Origin of the sequence: Flavobacterium weaverense, assembly GCF_003688495.1 — a bacterium.
Lineage (GTDB): Bacteria > Bacteroidota > Bacteroidia > Flavobacteriales > Flavobacteriaceae > Flavobacterium > Flavobacterium weaverense.
This window is the reverse complement of sequence record NZ_REFH01000008.1, coordinates 702,624-723,716: the sequence shown is the minus strand read 5'-3', so window position 1 is coordinate 723,716 and position 21,093 is coordinate 702,624. Positions and strand designations below refer to the sequence as shown.

At 33.1% G+C, this 21,093-nt stretch carries 20 protein-coding genes; 6 read left to right on the top strand and 14 right to left on the bottom strand.

Annotation, left to right across the window (positions count from 1 at the left end):
• Window positions 1-942: 942 nt before the first annotated feature.
• Together BC961_RS06785 and BC961_RS06780 are read right to left on the bottom strand one after the other, a co-directional pair.
• The gene (locus BC961_RS06785) at window positions 943-2,178 is read right to left on the bottom strand and encodes an ABC transporter permease (RefSeq protein ID WP_121925084.1); all 1,236 of its coding nucleotides are present in this window, start codon (window positions 2,176-2,178) and stop codon (window positions 943-945) included.
• A 166-nt stretch (window positions 2,179-2,344) separates the two neighbouring features.
• Window positions 2,345-2,839 (bottom strand): YkgJ family cysteine cluster protein, encoded by a 495-nt coding sequence (locus tag BC961_RS06780; protein WP_121925083.1) that lies wholly within the window; start codon window positions 2,837-2,839, stop codon window positions 2,345-2,347.
• A gap of 106 nt (window positions 2,840-2,945) precedes the next feature.
• Here BC961_RS06780 and BC961_RS06775 point away from each other — a divergent pair, with 106 nt between their 5' ends.
• Complete coding sequence (locus BC961_RS06775; RefSeq protein WP_121925082.1) at window positions 2,946-3,662, top strand: class I SAM-dependent methyltransferase; 717 nt, start codon at window positions 2,946-2,948, stop codon at window positions 3,660-3,662.
• Window positions 3,663-3,737: 75 nt separating this feature from the next.
• Here the strand turns inward: BC961_RS06775 and BC961_RS06770 are convergent, their stop codons facing one another.
• The 9 genes from BC961_RS06770 to BC961_RS06730 form a co-directional block, all read right to left on the bottom strand.
• The gene (locus BC961_RS06770) at window positions 3,738-4,139 is read right to left on the bottom strand and encodes a DUF2059 domain-containing protein (RefSeq protein ID WP_121925081.1); all 402 of its coding nucleotides are present in this window, start codon (window positions 4,137-4,139) and stop codon (window positions 3,738-3,740) included.
• 35 nt (window positions 4,140-4,174) lie between these two features.
• A complete protein-coding gene (locus tag BC961_RS06765) occupies window positions 4,175-4,807 on the bottom strand; it encodes a 7-carboxy-7-deazaguanine synthase QueE (protein WP_121925080.1) in 633 nt (210 codons plus the stop codon).
• 217 nt (window positions 4,808-5,024) lie between these two features.
• Window positions 5,025-6,704, bottom strand: a complete 1,680-nt coding sequence (locus tag BC961_RS06760; RefSeq protein ID WP_317126959.1) for a tetratricopeptide repeat protein — start codon at window positions 6,702-6,704, stop codon at window positions 5,025-5,027.
• A gap of 10 nt (window positions 6,705-6,714) precedes the next feature.
• Window positions 6,715-7,638 carry a PstS family phosphate ABC transporter substrate-binding protein gene (locus BC961_RS06755; RefSeq protein ID WP_121925079.1) on the bottom strand — a complete coding sequence of 308 codons (924 nt, stop codon included), beginning with the start codon at window positions 7,636-7,638 and terminating at the stop codon, window positions 6,715-6,717.
• 3 nt (window positions 7,639-7,641) lie between these two features.
• Window positions 7,642-7,872, bottom strand: coding sequence for a hypothetical protein (locus tag BC961_RS06750; RefSeq protein ID WP_121925078.1), 231 nt, complete (start codon window positions 7,870-7,872; stop codon window positions 7,642-7,644).
• Entirely contained in the window at window positions 7,872-8,669 is a 798-nt protein-coding gene (locus tag BC961_RS06745) for an energy transducer TonB (RefSeq protein WP_121925077.1), read from the bottom strand. Before BC961_RS06745 ends, BC961_RS06750 begins: the two co-directional genes overlap by 1 nt.
• Before the next feature lie 34 nt (window positions 8,670-8,703).
• Window positions 8,704-9,273, bottom strand: a complete 570-nt coding sequence (locus BC961_RS06740; RefSeq protein ID WP_121925076.1) for an ExbD/TolR family protein — start codon at window positions 9,271-9,273, stop codon at window positions 8,704-8,706.
• An 18-nt stretch (window positions 9,274-9,291) separates the two neighbouring features.
• Window positions 9,292-9,903, bottom strand: a complete 612-nt coding sequence (locus BC961_RS06735) for an ExbD/TolR family protein (RefSeq protein WP_121925075.1) — start codon at window positions 9,901-9,903, stop codon at window positions 9,292-9,294.
• A gap of 39 nt (window positions 9,904-9,942) precedes the next feature.
• Window positions 9,943-10,761: a MotA/TolQ/ExbB proton channel family protein gene (locus tag BC961_RS06730; RefSeq protein WP_121925074.1), complete on the bottom strand. Its 819-nt coding sequence runs from the start codon at window positions 10,759-10,761 to the stop codon at window positions 9,943-9,945.
• 370 nt (window positions 10,762-11,131) lie between these two features.
• Here BC961_RS06730 and BC961_RS06725 point away from each other — a divergent pair, with 370 nt between their 5' ends.
• From BC961_RS06725 to BC961_RS06715, 3 genes are read left to right on the top strand one after another with little or no spacing between them, the layout of a single operon-like run.
• Entirely contained in the window at window positions 11,132-12,643 is a 1,512-nt protein-coding gene (locus BC961_RS06725) for a helicase HerA-like domain-containing protein (protein WP_121925073.1), read from the top strand.
• A gap of 60 nt (window positions 12,644-12,703) precedes the next feature.
• Window positions 12,704-13,066 carry a cupin domain-containing protein gene (locus BC961_RS06720; RefSeq protein WP_121925072.1) on the top strand — a complete coding sequence of 121 codons (363 nt, stop codon included), beginning with the start codon at window positions 12,704-12,706 and terminating at the stop codon, window positions 13,064-13,066.
• A gap of 44 nt (window positions 13,067-13,110) precedes the next feature.
• The gene (locus BC961_RS06715) at window positions 13,111-14,370 is read left to right on the top strand and encodes an NAD(P)/FAD-dependent oxidoreductase (RefSeq protein WP_121925071.1); all 1,260 of its coding nucleotides are present in this window, start codon (window positions 13,111-13,113) and stop codon (window positions 14,368-14,370) included.
• Window positions 14,371-14,405: 35 nt separating this feature from the next.
• Here the strand turns inward: BC961_RS06715 and BC961_RS06710 are convergent, their stop codons facing one another.
• Both BC961_RS06710 and BC961_RS06705 read right to left on the bottom strand, forming a co-directional pair.
• Window positions 14,406-15,743, bottom strand: a complete 1,338-nt coding sequence (locus BC961_RS06710) for an FAD-dependent oxidoreductase (protein ID WP_121925070.1) — start codon at window positions 15,741-15,743, stop codon at window positions 14,406-14,408.
• A gap of 55 nt (window positions 15,744-15,798) precedes the next feature.
• Entirely contained in the window at window positions 15,799-18,189 is a 2,391-nt protein-coding gene (locus tag BC961_RS06705) for a penicillin acylase family protein (RefSeq protein ID WP_121925069.1), read from the bottom strand.
• Window positions 18,190-18,352: 163 nt separating this feature from the next.
• Here BC961_RS06705 and BC961_RS06700 point away from each other — a divergent pair, with 163 nt between their 5' ends.
• Together BC961_RS06700 and BC961_RS06695 are read left to right on the top strand one after the other, a co-directional pair.
• Window positions 18,353-18,994 carry a flavin reductase family protein gene (locus BC961_RS06700; protein WP_121925068.1) on the top strand — a complete coding sequence of 214 codons (642 nt, stop codon included), beginning with the start codon at window positions 18,353-18,355 and terminating at the stop codon, window positions 18,992-18,994.
• A gap of 2 nt (window positions 18,995-18,996) precedes the next feature.
• Entirely contained in the window at window positions 18,997-20,529 is a 1,533-nt protein-coding gene (locus BC961_RS06695) for a cryptochrome/photolyase family protein (RefSeq protein ID WP_121925067.1), read from the top strand.
• A 76-nt stretch (window positions 20,530-20,605) separates the two neighbouring features.
• Here the strand turns inward: BC961_RS06695 and BC961_RS06690 are convergent, their stop codons facing one another.
• Window positions 20,606-21,049, bottom strand: a complete 444-nt coding sequence (locus BC961_RS06690) for a YMGG-like glycine zipper-containing protein (protein WP_121925066.1) — start codon at window positions 21,047-21,049, stop codon at window positions 20,606-20,608.
• Between the last annotated feature and the right edge of the window lie 44 nt (window positions 21,050-21,093).

Genomic DNA, 21,093 nt, shown 5'->3' with positions numbered 1-21,093 from the left:
TAAATAAAATCTAAGCTAGTTATTATGCGACTCCAATTCTATCGGTTTTTTCAAATCTCTCAATTCTATTACTCTTATTCTTTTGTTCTAACATCTCTGTTAAAACGGCTGTCAATTCAATATGTCTAGGAACGTGTTCTTCTTAATTTTTTAAACTGAATTTATTTCAGTTTCTCGTCTCAATTAACACATATAATGTGTCTCTCAAGGCGGGTGCAAAAGTACAACCTCTTTTTAAATCTCACAAGGCTTTTTGAAAAGTTTTTAGAAAATAAATTTTCTCCGCTTTTCAAGTGATAATTCGATCTCTCAACTTACCTACCTGCTCAATCTGTCTAAGAACTTGCTCCCCGTTAGGGGCGGCAAATGTAATTACTTCTTTTATTTCTGCCAAATCTTTTTTCTAAAACTTTCGCCTTAGTTTTGATTCGATTTCCATTAATTAAGTAAGAACGTCTGCGCTGATGCGGGTGCAAAACTACAACGTTTATACCGTTATACAAGCTTTTTTTGTGAGTTTTTTTAAGATTTGTTGAAGATTGTTTTTAACTCACTGTAAATACGAACTTTGGCTCTATAATTTTTTATCATCGCTCTACTTTTACGCTAATAACAAGTACGAGATATAGACTCAACTAACCTATCACGAAGAATGATCGCGCTTTAAATGCAATTCTACATTGCTTTAGCGTGTTTACAGTTCATCACTAAATTAAATATCTCCACACTTATGTTATACATTATATATAGGAGTATTAAAAAGTCATCATTCTAATTCTAGTCCTCGTTAAGGATAGCAGCGGATAGCCCACAGCAAAGTGAAGTGAAAAGAAACTTTGCGAGGACTTAAAGCGAATAGCCCGACCCCTTATATAAAAAGAGCCTGTTACCCCAAAAGGTAACAGGCTCTTTTTATATAAAGGGTAACGCCCAAAAGAAAATCTAATCGAAACGGATTGCTTTTACAGGTGAAATCTTAGTGATTATATAAGAGGGGATTAGTAAAACTAAAAAGCAAATAGTTACGGTAAGTAAATTTAGCAAACCTATATAACCCCAATTCAAATAGACTGGCGCCTCGTTAACATAGTAATTTTCGGGATTTAACTTTATGAGTCCGAAATATTGCTGCACCAATAATAACGAGATTCCAATGAGATTCCCCCAGAAAAGACCTCTCACTATTAAGTACAATGCATTGTAAAGAAATATTTTTCGAACAGACCAGTTATCCGCACCGAGAGCTTTCAATATTCCTATCATTTGTGTTCGCTCTAATATAAGAACTAGCAGTGCGACCACCATATTAATAGTAGCAACTAAAATCATTACAACCAGAATTACGATGATATTAAAGTCAAATAGCTCTAGCCACTCAAAAATATAGCTGTATTTTTCAATTATTGTTTTTGTATCGAGAGTTGAGGAAGTTTCTTGATAGACTTTTTCACCTACTTCTTGTATCTGATCAAAGTCATCAACAAAGACTTCAAATGCTCCAACTTGGTCGGGACCCCATTTATTAATGCGTTGCAAGTGCCTGATATCGCCTATTACATAAGTAGCATCAAATTCTTGAAATCCTGAATTAAATATTCCCGTTATTTTAAATCGTCGACTGATAGGCAGTTTATTTTGCTCTTCCTTAATAAAGAAGGTATTGAAAGAATCACCGACTTTTAGATTTAACCTATTTGCAAGGAATTGAGAAATTACAACTTCTTGATTTAAATCCTGCGAAAAATCAGGCAGTTTTCCTGAAATCAAATATTCATTTATATTTTTCCACTGGTAATCCTTACCCACTCCTTTAAGAATTATTCCCTCGAAGGCAGTCTCTGTTCTTATAATCCCCGCTTTAGTCGCAATTGCCTGAACATGATTCACACCTTTGACAGAAGTGAACTTAGGATAAAAATTTTGTTTCTTAGAAATAGGAACTAGTGTAACTTCTGATAAGTTATTGTCGTAGTTTGAAATGATGATATGACCATTGAAGGCTGAAATCTTCTCACGGATTTTCTGCTGCAATCCTATACCAGTTGCTACAGAAACAATCATCATTATCATACCAATAGCAATAGCAGATATTGCGATTTTTATAATAGGTGCAGATATACTGCTTTTATAATCCTTAGCTGTAATTAGCCTTTTAGCAATAAAGTATTCTAAATTCAAGGTTGGATTTGTATCTGATTAAAATTAGGAGCGAAAATATAGCACTTTTGTCAAAAATACTGCTAAAACACGAACTATACTAATGGACTTAAAATAAAATTTATTAAGTTCTGCTTTTGATAGAAAGTAAAAGCTTTCAATGGAATTTTAAAGACGATTTATAATCCTATAAAGGAAGTTTCTTTTTCATTTCCTCAACTATATTGAAAGCCGCGGGACAGATTGCTACGTTTTTCAAAGTAAGATCTGTAATTTGTTGAAACTTTTTTCTATCTGTGTGAGGGAACTCACGACATGCTTTTGGTCTTACGTCGTATATAAAACAAGCATTTTCATTATCTAAAAAAGAACAAGGTACAGATTGCAATACATAATCCTGATCTTCATCAATACGTAAATACTGCTCAATAAATTGCTGGGGTTTTTGTCGTAAATGTTTTGATACCCGCTCAATATCAGCAGAAGTAAATAATGGACCTGTTGTTTTACAACAATTAGCACATTTTAAACAATCCGTTTTTTTAAACTCAGCATCATGTAAATCTTGCATTATATAATCTAGATTCTTAGGCGCCTTTTTTTTCAGCTTATCAAAATACTTTTTGTTTTCGATATGCTTATCTTTGGCTTCTTTAGGTAATTCGTTTAAAGTAGGTTTCAATTTTTTATATTAAAGTTGACGGTACAAAAGTAACGACTTCAAGTTCGAAAAATAAAATAATAACAAATAAAGAGGATAATATTTTTTCATTCCTCGAAATTAAAAGATGAAAGATCTATTTGGCAAAGCCATTCTCGACTATCAAACAAATAATTTTCCTGAAGACTTAATAACGGAGACTACAATTTCTGAAGAAGATGAGATGTCTGTGTCTTATCTATTTCGCTCATACGATGAGATGCCAATTTTAGAACAGAAGGCACTTCAATTATCAAAAGGAAAAATCCTAGACGTTGGATGTGGCGCAGGAAGTCATAGTTTGTATTTGCAAAACGAAAAAAACTTAGAAGTTTTAGCCATTGATATATCAGAATACGCTATAAATGCATGCAAATTAAGAGGTGTTAAAAATACGAAAGTGCAAAATGTACTTGACTTAGACTCTAGTGATTCAGCAAGTAAATATGACACAATCCTATTGTTAATGAATGGAACTGGGATATTTGGGACACTTAAAGATACTACAAAGTACTTACAGAAATTAAAAGGTCTCTTAAATCCACAAGGCCAAATTTTAATTGACAGTTCAGATATCATCTATATGTTTGACGAAGATGAAGAAGGTGCATACTCAATTCCTGCAGAAGGTTATTATGGGGAATTGGAATTTACAGTAAGTTACAAGGGAGAAAAAGAAAATCCCTTTCCATGGCTTTATCTCGATTACAATACTTTGCAAAATGCAGCTTTAGCTAATGGATTAAAATGTGAATTAATTCAAGAAGGTGAGCATTATGATTACTTGGCAAAAATCTCTATTTAAATTTCTTCAAAAGAAAAACATATTATACAAAAAAGCCCAAATTTAGAATTTGGGCTCTTATGTAAACTGTAGTTACTATTTCATATATTTCATCATCATACCTTGTAAACCTGCTCCCCATTCTTGGCCCGCAGCAGTAGATTTCTTATAAAGTTCTCCTGTAGAATTTGATATTTTCTTACCTAGAGGTGAATTATAAAATTTGAGCATTTCTTTAATATCGTCCTGAGTATAGGTTTCCATATAAATCACGGCTAGTTTTTCATACAAAGAAGGTAAACTCGCGTCAAAATCTTTAGAGAATTCAATCTTATTCGCTTCTGGTATATTTTGCATAATTTGCTCCTTTGCCATTTGCATTGGACCAGCGGCGCCAGATATCTCAATTACTTTTAAAGCATCAGCTTTGAAAGAATCTTGGGCTGCTGCTATATTTGCGACAAACATAAATGCTGCTGCTATTACTATTTTTTTCATTTGGTTTGGTTTTAGAAGTCCAAATATAAACTTTTTTAAGGAATATTAAGATATTTATGTGTCTGCAATGAGACTCTCCACTTTGGCTTTTTCATTACGTATTCAACTATTAACGGTGTCATTTCGTCATTCTTACTCCACTCAGGTTGAAGAAATAATATTGCATTTGGATTCACTTTTTCTGCTTGTTCCTCTGCAAAGATAAAATCATGCTTATTATGAATAATTACTTTTAGCTCGTGTGCATTATCATAAATCGTATCTGTAGGTAACTTATTTTTCTTTGGCGAAAGACAAATCCAATCCCATGTACCAGATAGCGGATACGCTCCTGAAGTCTCAATATGGACATTCAAATTCTTATCCTTTAATTTTTGTGTAAGCAATGTCATATCCCACATCAATGGCTCTCCACCCGTAATAACTATAGTTTTCGAATATTTACTAGCATTTGCTACGATTAAATCAATTCCCGTAGGAGGATGTAATTCTGCATTCCAACTTTCTTTAACATCACACCAATGGCAACCCACATCGCAACCACCTATTCTTATAAAATATGCTGCTGTTCCTGTATGGTACCCTTCTCCTTGAATAGTATAAAATTCTTCCATCAAAGGCAACATCATTCCTTTATTAACTTCTAACTGTACTTCTTTTGATAACATTTATTTAATTTAAAGTGCAAAGATAGTTAATTTGAAAAGGAGTTAATTTGAAATTAACTCGGAATATAATAAACTTTAAAAACCTTAATTTAATAAATCATAGACTTAATACAAACAATCGAAGAAGAAATACATACTTAAGTACTCAAAATCAGCCACAAAAAAACCGATGGTTTGATAACCATCGGTTTTGTAATTGTAAAAAACTTAATTTTTATTATTTAAGAATTTTAATAGACTCAGCAGCATAACTGTTTTCTGGATCTAATGCTAATGTTTTTTTGAAATACTCGATTGCTTTTGGCTTATCAGTATTAGCAAAACTAGCTGCCATATTATTATAACATTCTACAATTTTAGTTTTGATAGCCGGCTTAGCTAACTCTTCTGCTCCTAATTCAGTAGTTTTCGCTACATAATCCTCATAGTTCTTAACCATTAAATCATCTTTTTCAAGTAATCTATTTGTTCTAGCTTTATAAAGATATGCCTCAAGGTAAGTCGGTGATGCTACTAAAACTTTATCAAAAGCAGCATCAGCTTTTTGCAATGCTACAGCATCAACCTGAACGCCTTTTGCTTTGTTTATGTTTGCATAGTATATCGCTAAACCATAGTACACATTATCATCTAAGTAACTTGTAGATTCTGCAGTGTTAGCTCCAAATTCAAATATTGCTGCAGCTTCACTATATAGTTTTTGTCCAAACAATTTTTTACCTACTTCACTTAATTCTTGAACTGCTAGAGGTTCCATCTCAATTGATTTCTTAATATCTACCATTCCTGCTTCAAAAGCAGCTGGTTCAATAGTAAGTTCATCCGCACTTGTTCCTTTTTTGATTTTTGTCAAACCTAAGTACAAGTAATCTAATGCAATTGCTTTATTTCCTGGTGCTGTGATAAAATTTTCTAAAGATTTAATAGCAACATCAACGTTTCCATTTTTGTACGCAGCATATCCTAAATATCTATAAATTCTAGGATTAACTTTGTCTAATTCAATCATTTTATTTGCTTCAGCTTCAAGTGCAACATAATCTTCAATTAAGATTAAAAAATCTGCACGACGCATTCTTGAATGAATTGAATAATCTGTTAATGACATGTATTTATCATAATGTCCCATTGCAATTTTATAATTAGCAGCAGCTTGAGATGGCTTATTACGTGCTATTTTATAATACGTTTCAGCAAGCTCTCTATAAACTGGTCCATAATTAGGATTTAATGCAATAACTTCATTGTAGGCTTTCAACGCTTCATCATAAGACTTAGCTCCTTTTAATAAAACACCTAATTGCATTTTAGCTCTCAATAAAGAATTGTCAGCTTGAAAAGCATTTCTATAAGCAACATACGCTTCGTTTTGTTTAGAGTCACCATAATAAGCATCTCCTAAAGCTAATTGAAGTTGTGCATCTTGAGCATTATATGCAACGCCCTTATTTAAAGTAGTAATTGCAGTTTTATAATCTGGTTTATCAGCATTCATATACGCTCTCGCAACATAGATATATTCTTGAAAGTCTTTCTTTCTCATATCTTTAGTAGCCATTGCAAATTTAGACTGAGCAGAAGTAAGATCGCTTTTATCTAAATCCATCTGACCTAAACCTATATAATTCAACTTACCTTCATCAGAAGCAGTCAATCCTCTGTCAAAATAAATCTTAGCTGAATCCTGCACATTTTGTGTTAAATATACATTCCCTAATGTAAAAAATGCCGCACCATTAGAAGGTTTATCTTTTATGATAGACTTTAACATTGTTTTTGCAGTCTCGAACTGCTCAGCATCAATTGCTTTTTTAGCTTGATTGATGTCTTGCGCTTGGATTGTAAAAGTTGAAGCTAATATCGCAACACTAAAAGTTGTAAATTTATTCATGTTCATTATAGTTAATTTATTTTTCATCATTAATTGATTTTGTCTTTATCGTAATTTTTCGTCCCGGCATCCTAATTGGTAGTAAACCTGATTTTAAAATTATTCTTTGTCCAATATCTCCAGCCACAAATGAGGCGAACCCCATTCCTAAACCTGAATAACCTTGACAGTTTATTATATACAAATCACGTGCCAAAGGGTATTTTTTTTCTGCAATATCGTTTTGTGAAGGAAGATACGATTTATCGTCAGCAAGACCGACCACTCTTAATATAGTAACATTTTGAATATTTTTTTCCGTCGCAGCTGAAGGTTGTGACAACCAATTAACACCAACTACACCAATCATATTATCATTCTCAGAAACATATTTTATCACTTCATCATTAGTTTTAAATGAGAAAACTCCTTTTTGAGGAACTGCACTAACAACAGCTAATTCTTTCATATAACGAACAGTACTAGAATTCAAATTATCAAAAACTAGACCTTTAATATTCGCCACGTCTTTTCCTTGCATAAAGCTTATTACATCTTTTAAGGCAATAATAGAATCCTTAGCAGTATTCCTGGATATAAATGCTATCGCGTCAGTAGCTATGGGAGTTACTTTCGGATTAATTTTACGTTGTTGAAAAATTTTAAGCTCTTCAGCAGTTAAATTTCTCGTTAGAATTGCAATACTGGCTTTTTCGTTAAACAGAGAGTTAAGAGTTTCTGCTTCGGACTTTGAAACTAATTTTATATTAGCGTCATAGTTGTTTTCGAAAATTACAACTTGATCTTCAATGATCGGAGCCAAAGTTTCATCAACATAAATCGTTGCTGATCCTTTTATAACGGTTTCCTGATTTTTGGATTTGTTCTTTTGATTACAAGCCGTAATTATTACAATTAGTATTAAAACAGCAAAATACGAAAGTTTACCAAAATTCTTCATTATCTAAGTGTTTGTGTCGTTAATTATTCTAAAAAACCTAAAAGAGGCATAAGCAATAAGTATTACTCCAAAAGCTATTCTATAAGGTAAACTCATATCGAGTGGAAAATTGTCCATAAATATAATGAATAATCCTAAAACCAAATAGAGCAGAAAAAACAAAATTCCTAAAACAAGAAGAAATCGCTCTTTAAGCGATTTCTTCTTAATATTATCTAGTATGTTATCTAACATTAGTCTGCAGATTGAATCGTAATAGGTAGTGAATAAAGTACTCTAACCTTTTTACCGTTTTGCTCACCTGGTGTCCATTTTGGACATTTCTTCAGAACACGGATAGCTTCTTTTCCAGTTCCGTAACCGATATCTCTAATTACTTTAATATCTGTTAATGAACCGTCTTTTTCAACTACAAAAGTTACATATACTTTTCCTTTTAAACCTTCTTCCTCTGGAGTCTGATAGTTGTTACCTACAAATTTGTAGAACTTATCAATTCCACCTGGAAAATCAGGTTTAACCTCAATACCTGCTGTATTATAAATTTGGTTATCTACCTCTTCTACAACAGCTGCAGTACCTGTTCCAACTGGTTGAACAGTTAAAACCGCATCAGGGTCACCTTTGATAGTTTCAGCTCCAATTTTTTTATCTTTTACTTCGATAATTTTTGGCGGTTCTTCTGTTACCTCATTTGCTTTTGCCACAACTGGCTTAACAAACTTTACCTGATCCACTTTTGGTGGTGGTGGTGGTGGTGGTGGAACGTTCAATTTTGGCTCCTCTTTCTTTGGAGGTAGTTTTATCGCAGTGATCTTGATATCTCTATCAATTTCTACTTCTTCGTTTTGAGGCAACATGTTTATGATTAGAGGCGCAGCAACAGCAACACTAAATACAATAGCTCCAATGATAAGGGCTTTTATAGTAGTTTTTCTGTTTGTCTGTCTCAACTCATAAGCACCGTAAGATTTGTTACGTCCTTCGAATACGATATCAAGCCATTGGTTTTTTAATATGTCTAATTTCATTTTTCTTAATTATTAGGTTATTGGGGAATTAAGATTACTCTTTTTTTCCTTCTAACAATTTCTGTTCTTCTGGAGAAAATTCTGGAACGATAGCGTAGTTACCAAAATCTCCAACCCCAACAATTGCCATTTCATCAAGTATGTCAATCAAATTTTTATAGTTTGACTTCTTACTTGGTTTGATAATTACAATAAGTCCGTTTTTCGGTTTACCTAAAGCTGCGGAATATGCCAAAACAGACTTCTGTCTAGACAACAATTCTTTACGAATACCATCTCTTCCAAAAGCCAAATCTTTAGGCCCTCCAATTGGAGTAGCCAATAGACCCACATAATAAACTAACTTATTATCCGCACCTAACAAAATTGTCATTGTACGGTTTTCGTCAACTTTCATATCCACATTATCTTTTGTGGGATCTTTATCTGGCAACCCCAAGCTCATCGATTGAGGTTTTGACAACGTCGTGGTTAGCATGAAAAATGTTATTAATAAGAAAGCCAAATCCACCATGGCAGTTAAATCAACTTTTGCATTTAATTTTTGACTTCTTACTTTACCACCTTTTTTGCCTCCACCGTCGCCGGTATTTAATTCAGCCATTTTAGTGTGTTTTTTTTATTAAAAATCTTTTCCTCTTAAACCAGTAACTAAACTAAAGCTATTGATTTTTTGCTCTTGTAAAATATCCATCACTCTTTTAATAGCTGGATATTCTTCTTTTGCGTCACCTTTTATAGCAACTTGCAATTCTTTATCGTTAATTTCGATATTTGCAATACGAGCGTTATATACCCATTCTTTCAATTGATTATCAAGTGAATCAGCTGGAATACCAGGTTGCCCTGCTTTACTTCTATCAGCTGCTTTCATTTCAATAATCTGCTTTAGATTTAGAATTGGCACACCAAAATCATCCATTCTTGAAAACGTACTCTTGTCGTCATCAGTAAAAGTTACGCCGTATTTCTCCGCCATTAACTCTAACGTTCTAACACGAACTTCTTTCCCTTTCAAATCAAAGAATATCTTTCCTTTACCTACAGTTAATGTAGCTAAATCAGTTTCAGGCAATTTAGTCTGAACTGTTGAAGAAGGAGTATCTACAGGCAAAGCTTCAGGAATCTTAGCTGTTGAAGTCATTACAAAGAATGTAAGCAAAAGGAATGCTACATCACACATTGCTGTCATATCTGTAGAGCCCGGATTTTTATTTATTTTTATTTTAGCCATTCTTTTTTTATTTTTTATTTGATATAAATATCAACATAATTATTGCTTCAAACTACCTCTGAATCTTCTGTAAGTACTTACAATTGATACAGCAGCCTCATCGATAGAGTATGTTAAATCATCAATTTTAGATGTAAAGAAGTTATAAGAGATAATTGCTACAGCTGAAGTACCAATACCTGTTGCAGTATTAATAAGTGCTTCAGAAATACCACTTGCAAGAGCAGCTTGATCCGGAGTTCCAGCAGATGCTAATGCACCAAACGCTTTAATCATACCTGATACTGTTCCTAACAAACCAATAAGTGTACCTAAAGAAACTAAAGACGAAATAATTGTCATGTTCTTTTGTAACATTGGCATTTCAAGAGAAGTAGCTTCTTCAATTTCTTTGTGAATAGTTTCTGATGCTTCTTCACTATTGAATCCTTCTTTTTTAACTTCTTGATATTTAATTAAAGCTGATTTAATTGCATTTGCAACTGATCCTTGTTGTTTGTCACAAGATTCGATAGCTTCTTCAATTTGACCTGCTTTGATACTTGCTTGTATCTTAGTCATAAAAGTGTCTAGTTTAGTTTTACCAGCTGCTTTAGATATAACTGCATATCTTTCGATAGAAAAAACAAGAACCATTAATAACATTCCTAATAATATTGGAACAATCGCACCTCCATGATAAACTTGACCTAAAGTATTCAATGGATGTCCAGTTTCTGGATTTCCACCTTCAAAATTCGCTGGAGCTCCCATTACAAATTTCCAAATCAATACCCCAACTAATACACAAGCAACAATAATGATTCCTGAAACCATTCCTCCACCGTTTGTGCTTTTTTCTTTTTTAACGTTTGCCATTTTTTTTAATTTTAATAGTTTTAAATAAATTCTCTTAGTTATATTAAACTTGTAGTGGAGCAAATTTATATTTTTAGTTCAAATAAAAAAACTTTTTTTTATTTTATTGTAATTAAATTTATTTTAAAAACGTTTTTGACTGTTTCTTGATTGCATTTATATCAATATATGCAGATAAATCAACGATTTCACCAAAAATAATGTAATTTTTTGTGAATAAAATGTATGAATTTTCAATAACAACCACTTAAGTAAGTAAAGTATTAATTTGCGATATTAACAGTATAAAAGCAGGAAAACTGCAGTATGCACTAAAATTGTTACTTTTAAAAAAATATAATAACTTGCGTTTGATTTAAATAAATTGATTATGAGTAGAAAAGAGGATTTCGTTAAACATATTTCAGAAGGATACAATTTTAAAGGCGAGAGCATTATTTTAGGTGGCGCTATATTAGATGGTGAAGCTTTGCAAGATGCACACGTAAAAGTTCCACTAAAAACATTGAATCGTCACGGGTTAATCGCAGGGGCTACAGGTACAGGAAAAACAAAAACAATTCAAGTTCTGTCTGAACAATTATCCAGTTTTGGAATACCCGTTTTAATGATGGACATCAAAGGTGATTTTAGTGGTATTGCAAAAGAAGGTGAAGAAAAACCTTTTATAACTGATCGCCATGAAAAGATAAACATTCCCTATACGACAGCAAAATTCCCTGTTGAGCTATTAACACTTTCAGAACAAAATGGTGTTCGTTTGCGTGCTACAATATCAGAATTTGGACCCGTATTGTTTTCGCGAATTTTAAACTTAAATGACACACAATCAGGAGTAATTTCCGTTATATTTAAATATTGTGATGATAACCAAATGCCTCTTTTAGATCTTAAAGACATTAAAAAAGTAATTAATTATATTACTGAAGAAGGCAAGAGCGAAATTGAACAGCATTACGGAAAAATATCGACCTCTACTACAGGAACTATTTTGCGAAAAATTATTGAACTTGAGCAGCAAGGTGCCGATTTGTTTTTTGGCGAAATGTCTTTTGATATTGATGATTTAATGCGAATTGATAAAACTGGTAAAGGCTATGTGAGCATTATAAGGCTGACTGACATTCAAGATAAACCAAAGTTGTTCTCGACTTTTATGTTAAGTTTATTAGCTGAAATTTACCAACAAATGCCAGAAAAAGGAGATTCTGACCAACCAGAGTTAGTGATTTTTATTGATGAAGCGCATTTAATTTTCAACGAAGCAAGCAAAGTTTTATTGGAACAAATTGAAACAATAGTCAAGCTAATACGTTCTAAGGGAATTGGAATTTATTTTATTACACAAAATCCAATGGATATTCCAAGTGGCGTTTTGGCACAATTAGGTTTAAAAATCCAACATGCTTTAAGAGCTTTTACAGCTAACGATAGAAAAGCAATCAAACAAACTGCAGATAACTACCCTACTTCAAGCTATTATAAAACCGACGAGGTATTAACAAGTCTAGGGATAGGAGAAGCGCTAGTTACAGCACTGAACGAAAAAGGAATCCCAACACCTCTCGCGGCTACGATGATGCGTGCACCAATGAGTAGAATGGACGTTCTAACAGAAAGTGAAATTCAAGAAATTAATAGCGGCTCAAAACTAGTAAAAAAATACAGCGAGCTGATTGACCGTGAAAGTGCTTATGAAATGCTTAATAAAAAAATAGCGTCTGCGGAAGAAGTAGTAGTGGAGAAAAAGCAAGTAGAAAAAAAACAAACTCAGGAACCTAGTACAGCTGCAGTAGTAGGTAAAACAGTTTTAAAAGTTCTTACAAGCGCTACATTTATCAGAGGAGCGTTTGGAGTCTTAAATAAAATGTTTAAAAAATAAAATTCATAACCCCTTTTTAGAATTCCTTTAAAAAGGGATTTTTTCTACAAACAACTAGATATGAAAAAGTATTTTATTCAGAAATCACCTTTTGTCTTCCCTACCACTGATGGTAAATTAATCGAAGAGCATCATGGAAAAGTAGCAACTAATAATAATGACATTTCAATAGCGCATATGGTAGCACCTCCTCATTGGAAAGAACCATTCCAAACTCCTGAATTTGATGAATATACCTATATTATAAAAGGGAAAAAACAATTTATTATAGATGACGAAACGGTGATTTTAGAAGCCGGTCAATCCATCAAAATTAATAAAAACACAAGAGTACAATATTCAAATCCATTTGAAGAAACCTGTGAGTACATTGCTATTTGCACACCAGCATTTTCCATAGAAAAAGTTAATAGGGAGGACTAAAGATTATAAAAAACGGTATCTTTATCCTTATCAATAAAAAATGCATGAAAATTCAAAAAAAAATAATAATTATAGGAGCTGGATTCGCAGGATTGCGTTTAGCACAAGACTTAGAGAATAGTGACTTTGATGTATTGTTAATCGATAAAAACAATTATCATCAATTCCAACCTCTCATGTATCAAGTAGCTACGGCTAGACTTGAACCTGCTAGTATTTCATTTCCACTGCGAAAAGTTTTTCAGCATTCAAAAAATATACGAATAAGAATAGCAGATGTTCTGAGTGTTGATACAGAGAATAAAACGCTTAAAACTTCTATAGCTGATTTTGATTACGATCATCTTGTTGTAGCATTTGGTTGTACGACAAACTATTTTGGAAACGCTGAAATTGAAAAATTTGCTTATCCAATGAAATCAGTTCCGGAGGCAATTCAATTACGAAATCACATCTTGCAAACTTTTGAAGATGCTTTAATGGCACCTGAAGAAGATATGCAAGCTTTAATGAATTTTGTAGTTGTGGGAGGAGGACCAACGGGAGTAGAACTTGCAGGTGCTTTAGCTGAAATGAAAAAAAATATTCTTCCTAAAGATTACCCAGATAAAGATTTTTCAAAATTAACTATTTACTTGCTCGAAGGATCTCCTAATGTTTTAAATCCTATGAGCAGCGACTCTCAAAAAATGTCGCGAAAGTATCTCGAGGAATTAGGAGTGATTGTAAAAACCAGTTCGATAGTAAGTAAATATAATGGTAAAATTGTTACGTTACAAAGTGGCGAAATCATAGCATCAACCAACGTAGTTTGGGCAGCAGGAATTGTTGGACACATGTTACAAGGAATTCCAGCTGATTGCGTTACAAGGGGAAATCGCCTAATAGTTAATAGATTTAGCGAGATTGAAAACCTAAATAGCGTTTATGCCTTAGGCGACATTTCATTTATGACTACTCCAAAATATGCTAATGGACATCCACAAGTTGCAAGTGTTGCGATTGAACAAGCTAAAGTTTTAGCAGATAACTTTAAACGCAGTTTAAAAAACAAAACTAGAGTTGAATACGAATATCACGACAAAGGATCAATGGCAACCGTTGGGAAACGAAAAGCTGTAGTGGATTTACCTAAATTTAGTTTTCAAGGTAGATTGGCATGGTTTACATGGATGTTTATTCACTTGATGTTGATACTAAGCGTAAAAAACAAGTTGTCAATATTCATCAACTGGATGTTTAGCTATTTTAACAACGACAGTACGTTAAGAGTAATATTAAAATCAGCAACAAAAGTAAAATAAAATGAAAAGGGCTCTAAATATTTAGCGCCCTTTTTCTATTTCAATAATTCAAGAATTTTATTTTCAACTTCTACTGAATCCCAAATTTGGTTTATATTATCCATTTTCAAAACTTTTTCCATTATCTCATTTTGATAATCGCCTATCGCTAAAGCTTCGGCATAAGGTCTATCACTAAAGGTTACTCTACTGTAAAGTGGAATCCATTTTTCTGGATATTTATCAGAAAATAATTTTTCGATTTTCTTCTGTAATAGGAAGTTTTCATCGGCAGTTTTAGAACTCATCTCTAAAAAATTACGATACGAAAGTTCCGCTATAGCATCTGCGTTTGGCTTGCGGGACTTTTCATATTCTGAGAAAACAGTTTTCCAGTCGTCACCGTATTTTTCCATCATTTCATAAAGCACCGTTATATCTTCAAATCCTGCGTTCATACCTTGTCCGTAAAATGGAACAATAGCATGACTAGCATCGCCTATTAGCGCTACTTTATCTTTATAAGTCCATGGAAAACATTTCATAGTCACCAATGTGCTTGTTGGATTATTGAAGAAATCTTCCGTCAACTTAGGAATTACATCTATCGTATCTGGTAGATTTTTTTCGAAAAAAGCTTCAACTGATGGAATATCGTTTAATGATTGGAAAGAATTCTCACCTTCAAATGGCATAAACAAAGTGCAAGTAAAACTGCCGTCCAAATTAGGTAAAGCAATAAGCATGTACTCGCCTCTTGGCCAAATATGAAAAGAATTTTTATCTAACTTATGTGTTCCATCTGCATTTGCAGGAATGTTTAATTCTTTGTAACCTATGGGCAGAAATTCTTGAGAATAATCAAACATGCTTTGACGTTGCATGCGATGGCGAATTCTTGAAAAAGCACCATCTGCACCAAATACAAGATCGTATTTTTTATCTTCCCAAGCGCCACGTTCCGTTTCACCACTATGAAGTGTTGCATCATCTAATGAAACATCCCAAATTTTTTGTTCGAAAAAGAATTCTGCTCCTGCGGCTTCTGCCAAATCAATCATTTTCCTGTTCAATATTCCTCTAGAGATTGAATAAATCGATTCTCCTTCTTGTCCGTAATTTTGAAAATTAAGTTTATCAACAAGATGAATAGCTCGTTTATCCATTGGAATTGCAATCTCACGTATTACATCGCCTATTTCAACTGCATCTAAAGCTTTCCAACCGCGATTAGACATTGCTAAATTAATCGAGCGACCAGAAAATTGTATTTTTCTAATATCGGGACTGCGATCATAAACATGAACTTGATGTCCAGCTTTACGGAGATAAATAGCGAGTAAAGAACCGACAAGTCCAGAACCTACTACCGCTATTTTTTTTATATTTTGCATTACTTTACTTTAAATAGTTAAGCGCAATTACTAATTGACGCAGTTTGTAAAATTATTACTTTTTAGTGGGTTTAAAAACCAATTCTTTTGATGTTCTTACAATTTCATCTTTGTTAAGCATCATTCGTCTAAATTTACCAGCATTATATAATTCGGCTTGATCGTTATAATGTGCACTCAATGGATTTCCTGATTGTCCAGTGGGCAGTATACTCCAGCTATTTTCAATATCAGAGAAATCAACAACACGTCTAGTCGATGGGCCGCCTTTTACTTTATACTTTCCATCAGCTGTAAAATCAAAAAATAAATTATTGATCACTTCCATCGATCCTGAAACTTCGTAAGGTCCTACATTAAAAATTCCTCTTAAGGCAGCAACTTTTCCTAATGGATGTTCATGTTCTAAAGTATGTACTTTGTTCCAAGTCCATTTATCTATTTTATTTCCTAATTGTTTTTCTAGAGCAGCGATTGACTCTTTGAACGATTTAGATATAATTTGACTTCTGGTTTCTTTACTTTCTTTAGTATTTACATCATCCCACCAAAGCGAGTTTTCATTCTTAATCTGATTTGCAATAATTTGCTTAACAACATGGGTAGTCAAAAACTGTTTAAAATTCTCAGTTCCCAACTCATCTTCAAATGTGTTTTTTAGATAATTATAAATCAATTTGTTATAAATTGTAGGACCAACATCACTTAAGTTATTTGATCCTTTCCAATTTTTTAATATCATAAGTGCCTGCTTTTCATTTTCAGTAAGTGATACAGTATCAATATTCGAAATTAAATTTTTAACCATTTTAGGTGCTACAGAAGATGTATTATCAAAAATCATTTTTCCAACGGAAGCCTTATCCCAATTTGATTTTGGTTTTAATAGCTGGGTGATTCTTTTTGCACGATCTTCAGGAAGATAATAACCCGGATAATTATAACCATCGATAGCCTCAGGTTGATTGTTAGCAGAATAAACGTAATTCCACGTTGGATTTTCTGCTGAAGGGTTTTTGGAGAAATCCAAGTATTCAACAATATCCTCTTTTCCGCTAGCGCCGTCTAGAACAAAATTAGTATTCACGCCTTCATTGTGTTTGTATAATTTTCCAGTAGCCCACCAAGCAACGTTACCTACAGCGTCTCCGTACATAACGTTTAAACCAGGCGCAGCAATAAGAGATACTCCTTTTTGAAAATTAGCAATACTTTTAGCGTGAGAAAGTGTGTAAACAGCTTCGAGAATAAGAATAGGTTGCTGAGTATAAATCCATGACATCGCGACCGGTTTATTTTTGTCTAATCCATCAATTAAGTCATTCATCACGGGTCCGTGTCGCGTCGATTTCACTTTCACAACGACATCGATTGAATCCTTAACTTTTATAACTTTTTTACGAACCTCATATTTACTGAATCCTGTTGGAGTCTTATAAGTAGTATTATCGTTTGGATTCTGCTCTTCCTGGTACATATCAACATCATCATTTTCGAACATTGTTAGACCGTAAGCGTATTTTCTGTTGTGTCCTAACAAAGGAAATGGTGTTCCCGCTAAATAAGATCCATACAATTCAAAATCAGGTGTTACGATATGTGCTTCATACCAAGTTCCAGGTTGTGAAAAACCAATATGAGGATCATTAGCAAAAATCACTTTTCCATTTTTAGTTTTCTTAGGAGCAATCACCCAGCTATTACTTCCTATAAATGGTGAAATAGGAGACTTTTCTAAAATCGAAGCAACTGCTTTTGAAATAGGAGTATATTGCTGCGACTTTTCTTTTGCATTTCTAATTTTTGTGGTATTGAATGAACCGTCGATTCCAAAATCCTTGAGATAATCCATTCCATATTTATTTCGAATGTCGGTCATCAAAGGATCTGATTTTTGACCAATCGCAAAGCTGAAAGACATATACCCAAAAATATTGTATACATCTTTGATAGTAAATTTTTCTTTTTTTACACCTAATATACTAAATTCAATAGGCGTTTTTCCTTCCTCTAAATACTGATTAATTCCTTCTAAATAGGACATCGTCATTTGGTACTCAGGACTTTTTTTATCTAAAGCTGCAATCGCTTTTGCCGAAGCTTCTTCAATTCCCAAACCAACAAAGAATTGATCATTCTTTAAAGTCACCGAACCAAGAATTTCTGAAAGTCTTCCTGACGCTATTCTTCGCATTAGTTCCATTTGCCATAATCTATCTTGCGCGTGAACGTAACCTAACGCAATCATTGCGTCATTAGAATTTGACGCATAAATATGAGGTACTCCAAACTCATCAAAATAAACTTTGGTTTCCTTTTCAATCGTGCTTAGTTTCACTTCTCCTTCGTATTTTGGCTTCAAATACAAGCCATAAATGAAAGCTACAATAACAGAAATAACTACCAGCGACAGTACTGCGACAAGTATCTTTTTAAATATTTTCATCTGTAAATAAATTGAAAAACAAATATATAGGATTTTAAACTATTATGTTAAAATCATTAAAAAGAAACAAAATTAAATAATTCTGTACAATCAGCTAAATTTTGTTTAATATATTTTATAATTAATTAAACAAAAAGTATATTTGCTTTAAATTACGTGAACTATGAAACACATTTCTAGAGATGATATTTCTCAAATGGAGAAAATCGAAAGATTAAACTTGATCAATTCTTGCACTGGCTATAAATCAGCTAACCTTATAGCGACAAAATCAGTGGATGGAGATTCTAATGTTGCAATTTTCAGCAGCGTAACCCATCTTGGCAGCAATCCCGCAATGATTGGTTTCATTATGCGACCTACAACTGTTCCCCGTGATACCTATAAAAATATTAGAGAAACTGGTTTTTTTACTGTAAATCATATAACCGTTGACATGATTGAAGATGCGCATCATACCTCTGCTAATTATGATCTTGGAGTTTCTGAATTTGATAAAACAAACTTGGAAGAAGAATATAAGAATGAATTAAAGATTCCATTTGTTAAAGGTAGTCCCGTTCAATTGTATTGTAAATACTTAAATGAATATTACATTAAAGAGAACGATACAATTCACGTAATTGCTTCTATAGAGCATTTATTTTTCAACGAAGAATTAGAACATAAAGATGGTTGGTTACAAATAGATAAGGGAAATGTTGTGACTTTGAACGGACTTGACGGGTATTGTTTACCCAAGTTAATTGATCGCTTTCAATATGCTCGAAAAGAAATCCCAACTACACCCTTTCCTAAAAAGTAAAAATGAAAAAACTGCGATTAATTCTTGGTGACCAATTGAATTTACAGCATTCTTGGCTGGAAGAAATTGATGAAAATACTATTTACGTATTAGCTGAAATGCGTCAAGAATCGGATTACGTTAAGCACCATATTCAAAAAGTTGTTGGGTTCTTTCTCTCGATGAGGAATTTTTACACAGCAATAACAGAATCAGGTCATCAAGCGACTTATTTTCATATAAATGATGTTGAAAATCCGCAGAATTTAGAAAAAATTATTTCTCTCCTTATCGAAAAACATAAGATTGAGAAATTTGAATATCAACTTCCAGATGAATATCGATTAGATATTCAGTTAAAATTGATTTGCGATACTCTAAATATTAAATCAGAAGCTCTCGATTCAGAACATTTTTATACTACAAGAACTGAACTCTCAGAATTCTACGAAGGAAAAAAGTTGCTCCTAATGGAAAACTTCTATCGTAACATGCGTAAAAAACAACATGTATTGATGGATGGATCAACACCAACGGGTAATCAATGGAATTATGATTCTGATAATCGAAAGAAGTATAAAGGTGAAGTTCCAGTTCCAACTGAGAAAAATTTTCACAAAGACGTTAAAGCAGTAGTTTCCGAAATTGAGAAAGCAGGTATAGTTACTTTTGGAAACATTGATTTAGAAAATTATAGTTGGCCCACTTCTCGAAAGCAATGTCTTGAGGTTCTTAATTACTTCTGCAGTAATTTATTAGAGCATTTTGGAGATTATGAGGACGCAATGCATACGGACGAAAAATTTCTTTTTCATTCGAGATTATCATTTGCAATGAATACCAAGATGCTTTCGCCAAAGGAAGTGATCGAAACCGTAATTAATTATTACTACAAGAACGAATCAACAATTTCAATTTCGCAAGTGGAAGGATTTGTGCGGCAAATTTTAGGTTGGCGAGAATACGTCCGTGGAATTTACTGGAAAGAAATGCCAAACTATGCTCAAATGAATCGTTTGAACAACACCAATAAATTACCAGATTTTTTCTGGACTGGAAAAACTAAAATGAATTGTATGAGTCACGCTATTAACCAAAGTTTAGATGATGCTTATGCACATCACATCCAACGCTTGATGGTTATAGGAAATTTTACTTTATTGACTCAAATTCATCCTGATGAAGTAGATTCGTGGTATTTAGGAGTATATATTGACGCAATTGAATGGGTGGAAATGCCTAACACTAGAGGAATGTCACAATATGCTGATGGCGGAATTATTGCAACTAAGCCTTATGTATCATCTGGAAGTTACATTAATAAGATGAGTAATAATTGTAGTAAATGCCATTATAATGTGAAAGAGAAATTTGGCGATAATGCCTGCCCTTTCAATACTTTATATTGGAACTTCTTAGATGAAAAAAAATCCTATTTCAAAGGAAATCAGCGCATGGGAATGATGCTAAATTTACTGAATAAAATAGATCCTGAAGAACTTTACAAAATTAAAATAAAAGCAAATTCAATAATCGAAAATATGGACTCGTTTTAATTACAAATAGATTTAAATAAAAAGAGTGTTTAAATTCTTAACGAACTTAAACACTCTTTTCTATATAAATTAGAATTTAATTTTTCTTCTTTCCGTCAATAATTGCTCCAGTTCCTGCACCAACTCCAGCTCCTGCAAGACCACCTATTATAGCACCTTGACCTTTTTTCTTACTGATAATTGCTCCAGTTGCAGCTCCTACTCCAGCACCTATCACAGCTCCTTTTGCAGTACTACTCCAACCTTTCTTTTTTGTAGTTGTAGTTGTTGTCGTAGTTGAAGCAGGCGCTTGCTGATTCACAACAATAACTTCTCTTTTCGTTTCAACTTTAGCCTCTTCTACCTTAGCTTCTTCCATTTGAGCCATCTCAACCTGCATCGAATCAATCACTCTTTGTTTTTCTAATACAACTTTCATTGAATCCACTGTCGCTTGTTTCACTGCCTGAACATCAGTTTTACCTTGATTTTGACAAGAAACGATAACTAAAGAAACTAGTATAAAATATAATGCTTTCATAATTTTAATTTTAATGATAAATAATACGGCAAAGGAAACACAAA

Coding starts and splice junctions, on each gene's coding strand:
- BC961_RS06775 (WP_121925082.1), top strand. CDS start 2,946: ATGAAAGATCTATTTGGCAAAGCCATTCTCGACTATCAAACAAATAAT.
- BC961_RS06770 (WP_121925081.1), bottom strand. CDS start 4,139: ATGAAAAAAATAGTAATAGCAGCAGCATTTATGTTTGTCGCAAATATA.
- BC961_RS06765 (WP_121925080.1), bottom strand. CDS start 4,807: ATGTTATCAAAAGAAGTACAGTTAGAAGTTAATAAAGGAATGATGTTG.
- BC961_RS06760 (WP_317126959.1), bottom strand. CDS start 6,704: ATGAACATGAATAAATTTACAACTTTTAGTGTTGCGATATTAGCTTCA.
- BC961_RS06755 (WP_121925079.1), bottom strand. CDS start 7,638: ATGAAGAATTTTGGTAAACTTTCGTATTTTGCTGTTTTAATACTAATT.
- BC961_RS06750 (WP_121925078.1), bottom strand. CDS start 7,872: ATGTTAGATAACATACTAGATAATATTAAGAAGAAATCGCTTAAAGAG.
- BC961_RS06745 (WP_121925077.1), bottom strand. CDS start 8,669: ATGAAATTAGACATATTAAAAAACCAATGGCTTGATATCGTATTCGAA.
- BC961_RS06740 (WP_121925076.1), bottom strand. CDS start 9,273: ATGGCTGAATTAAATACCGGCGACGGTGGAGGCAAAAAAGGTGGTAAA.
- BC961_RS06735 (WP_121925075.1), bottom strand. CDS start 9,903: ATGGCTAAAATAAAAATAAATAAAAATCCGGGCTCTACAGATATGACA.
- BC961_RS06730 (WP_121925074.1), bottom strand. CDS start 10,761: ATGGCAAACGTTAAAAAAGAAAAAAGCACAAACGGTGGAGGAATGGTT.
- BC961_RS06725 (WP_121925073.1), top strand. CDS start 11,132: ATGAGTAGAAAAGAGGATTTCGTTAAACATATTTCAGAAGGATACAAT.
- BC961_RS06720 (WP_121925072.1), top strand. CDS start 12,704: ATGAAAAAGTATTTTATTCAGAAATCACCTTTTGTCTTCCCTACCACT.
- BC961_RS06715 (WP_121925071.1), top strand. CDS start 13,111: ATGAAAATTCAAAAAAAAATAATAATTATAGGAGCTGGATTCGCAGGA.
- BC961_RS06710 (WP_121925070.1), bottom strand. CDS start 15,743: ATGCAAAATATAAAAAAAATAGCGGTAGTAGGTTCTGGACTTGTCGGT.
- BC961_RS06705 (WP_121925069.1), bottom strand. CDS start 18,189: ATGAAAATATTTAAAAAGATACTTGTCGCAGTACTGTCGCTGGTAGTT.
- BC961_RS06700 (WP_121925068.1), top strand. CDS start 18,353: ATGAAACACATTTCTAGAGATGATATTTCTCAAATGGAGAAAATCGAA.
- BC961_RS06695 (WP_121925067.1), top strand. CDS start 18,997: ATGAAAAAACTGCGATTAATTCTTGGTGACCAATTGAATTTACAGCAT.
- BC961_RS06690 (WP_121925066.1), bottom strand. CDS start 21,049: ATGAAAGCATTATATTTTATACTAGTTTCTTTAGTTATCGTTTCTTGT.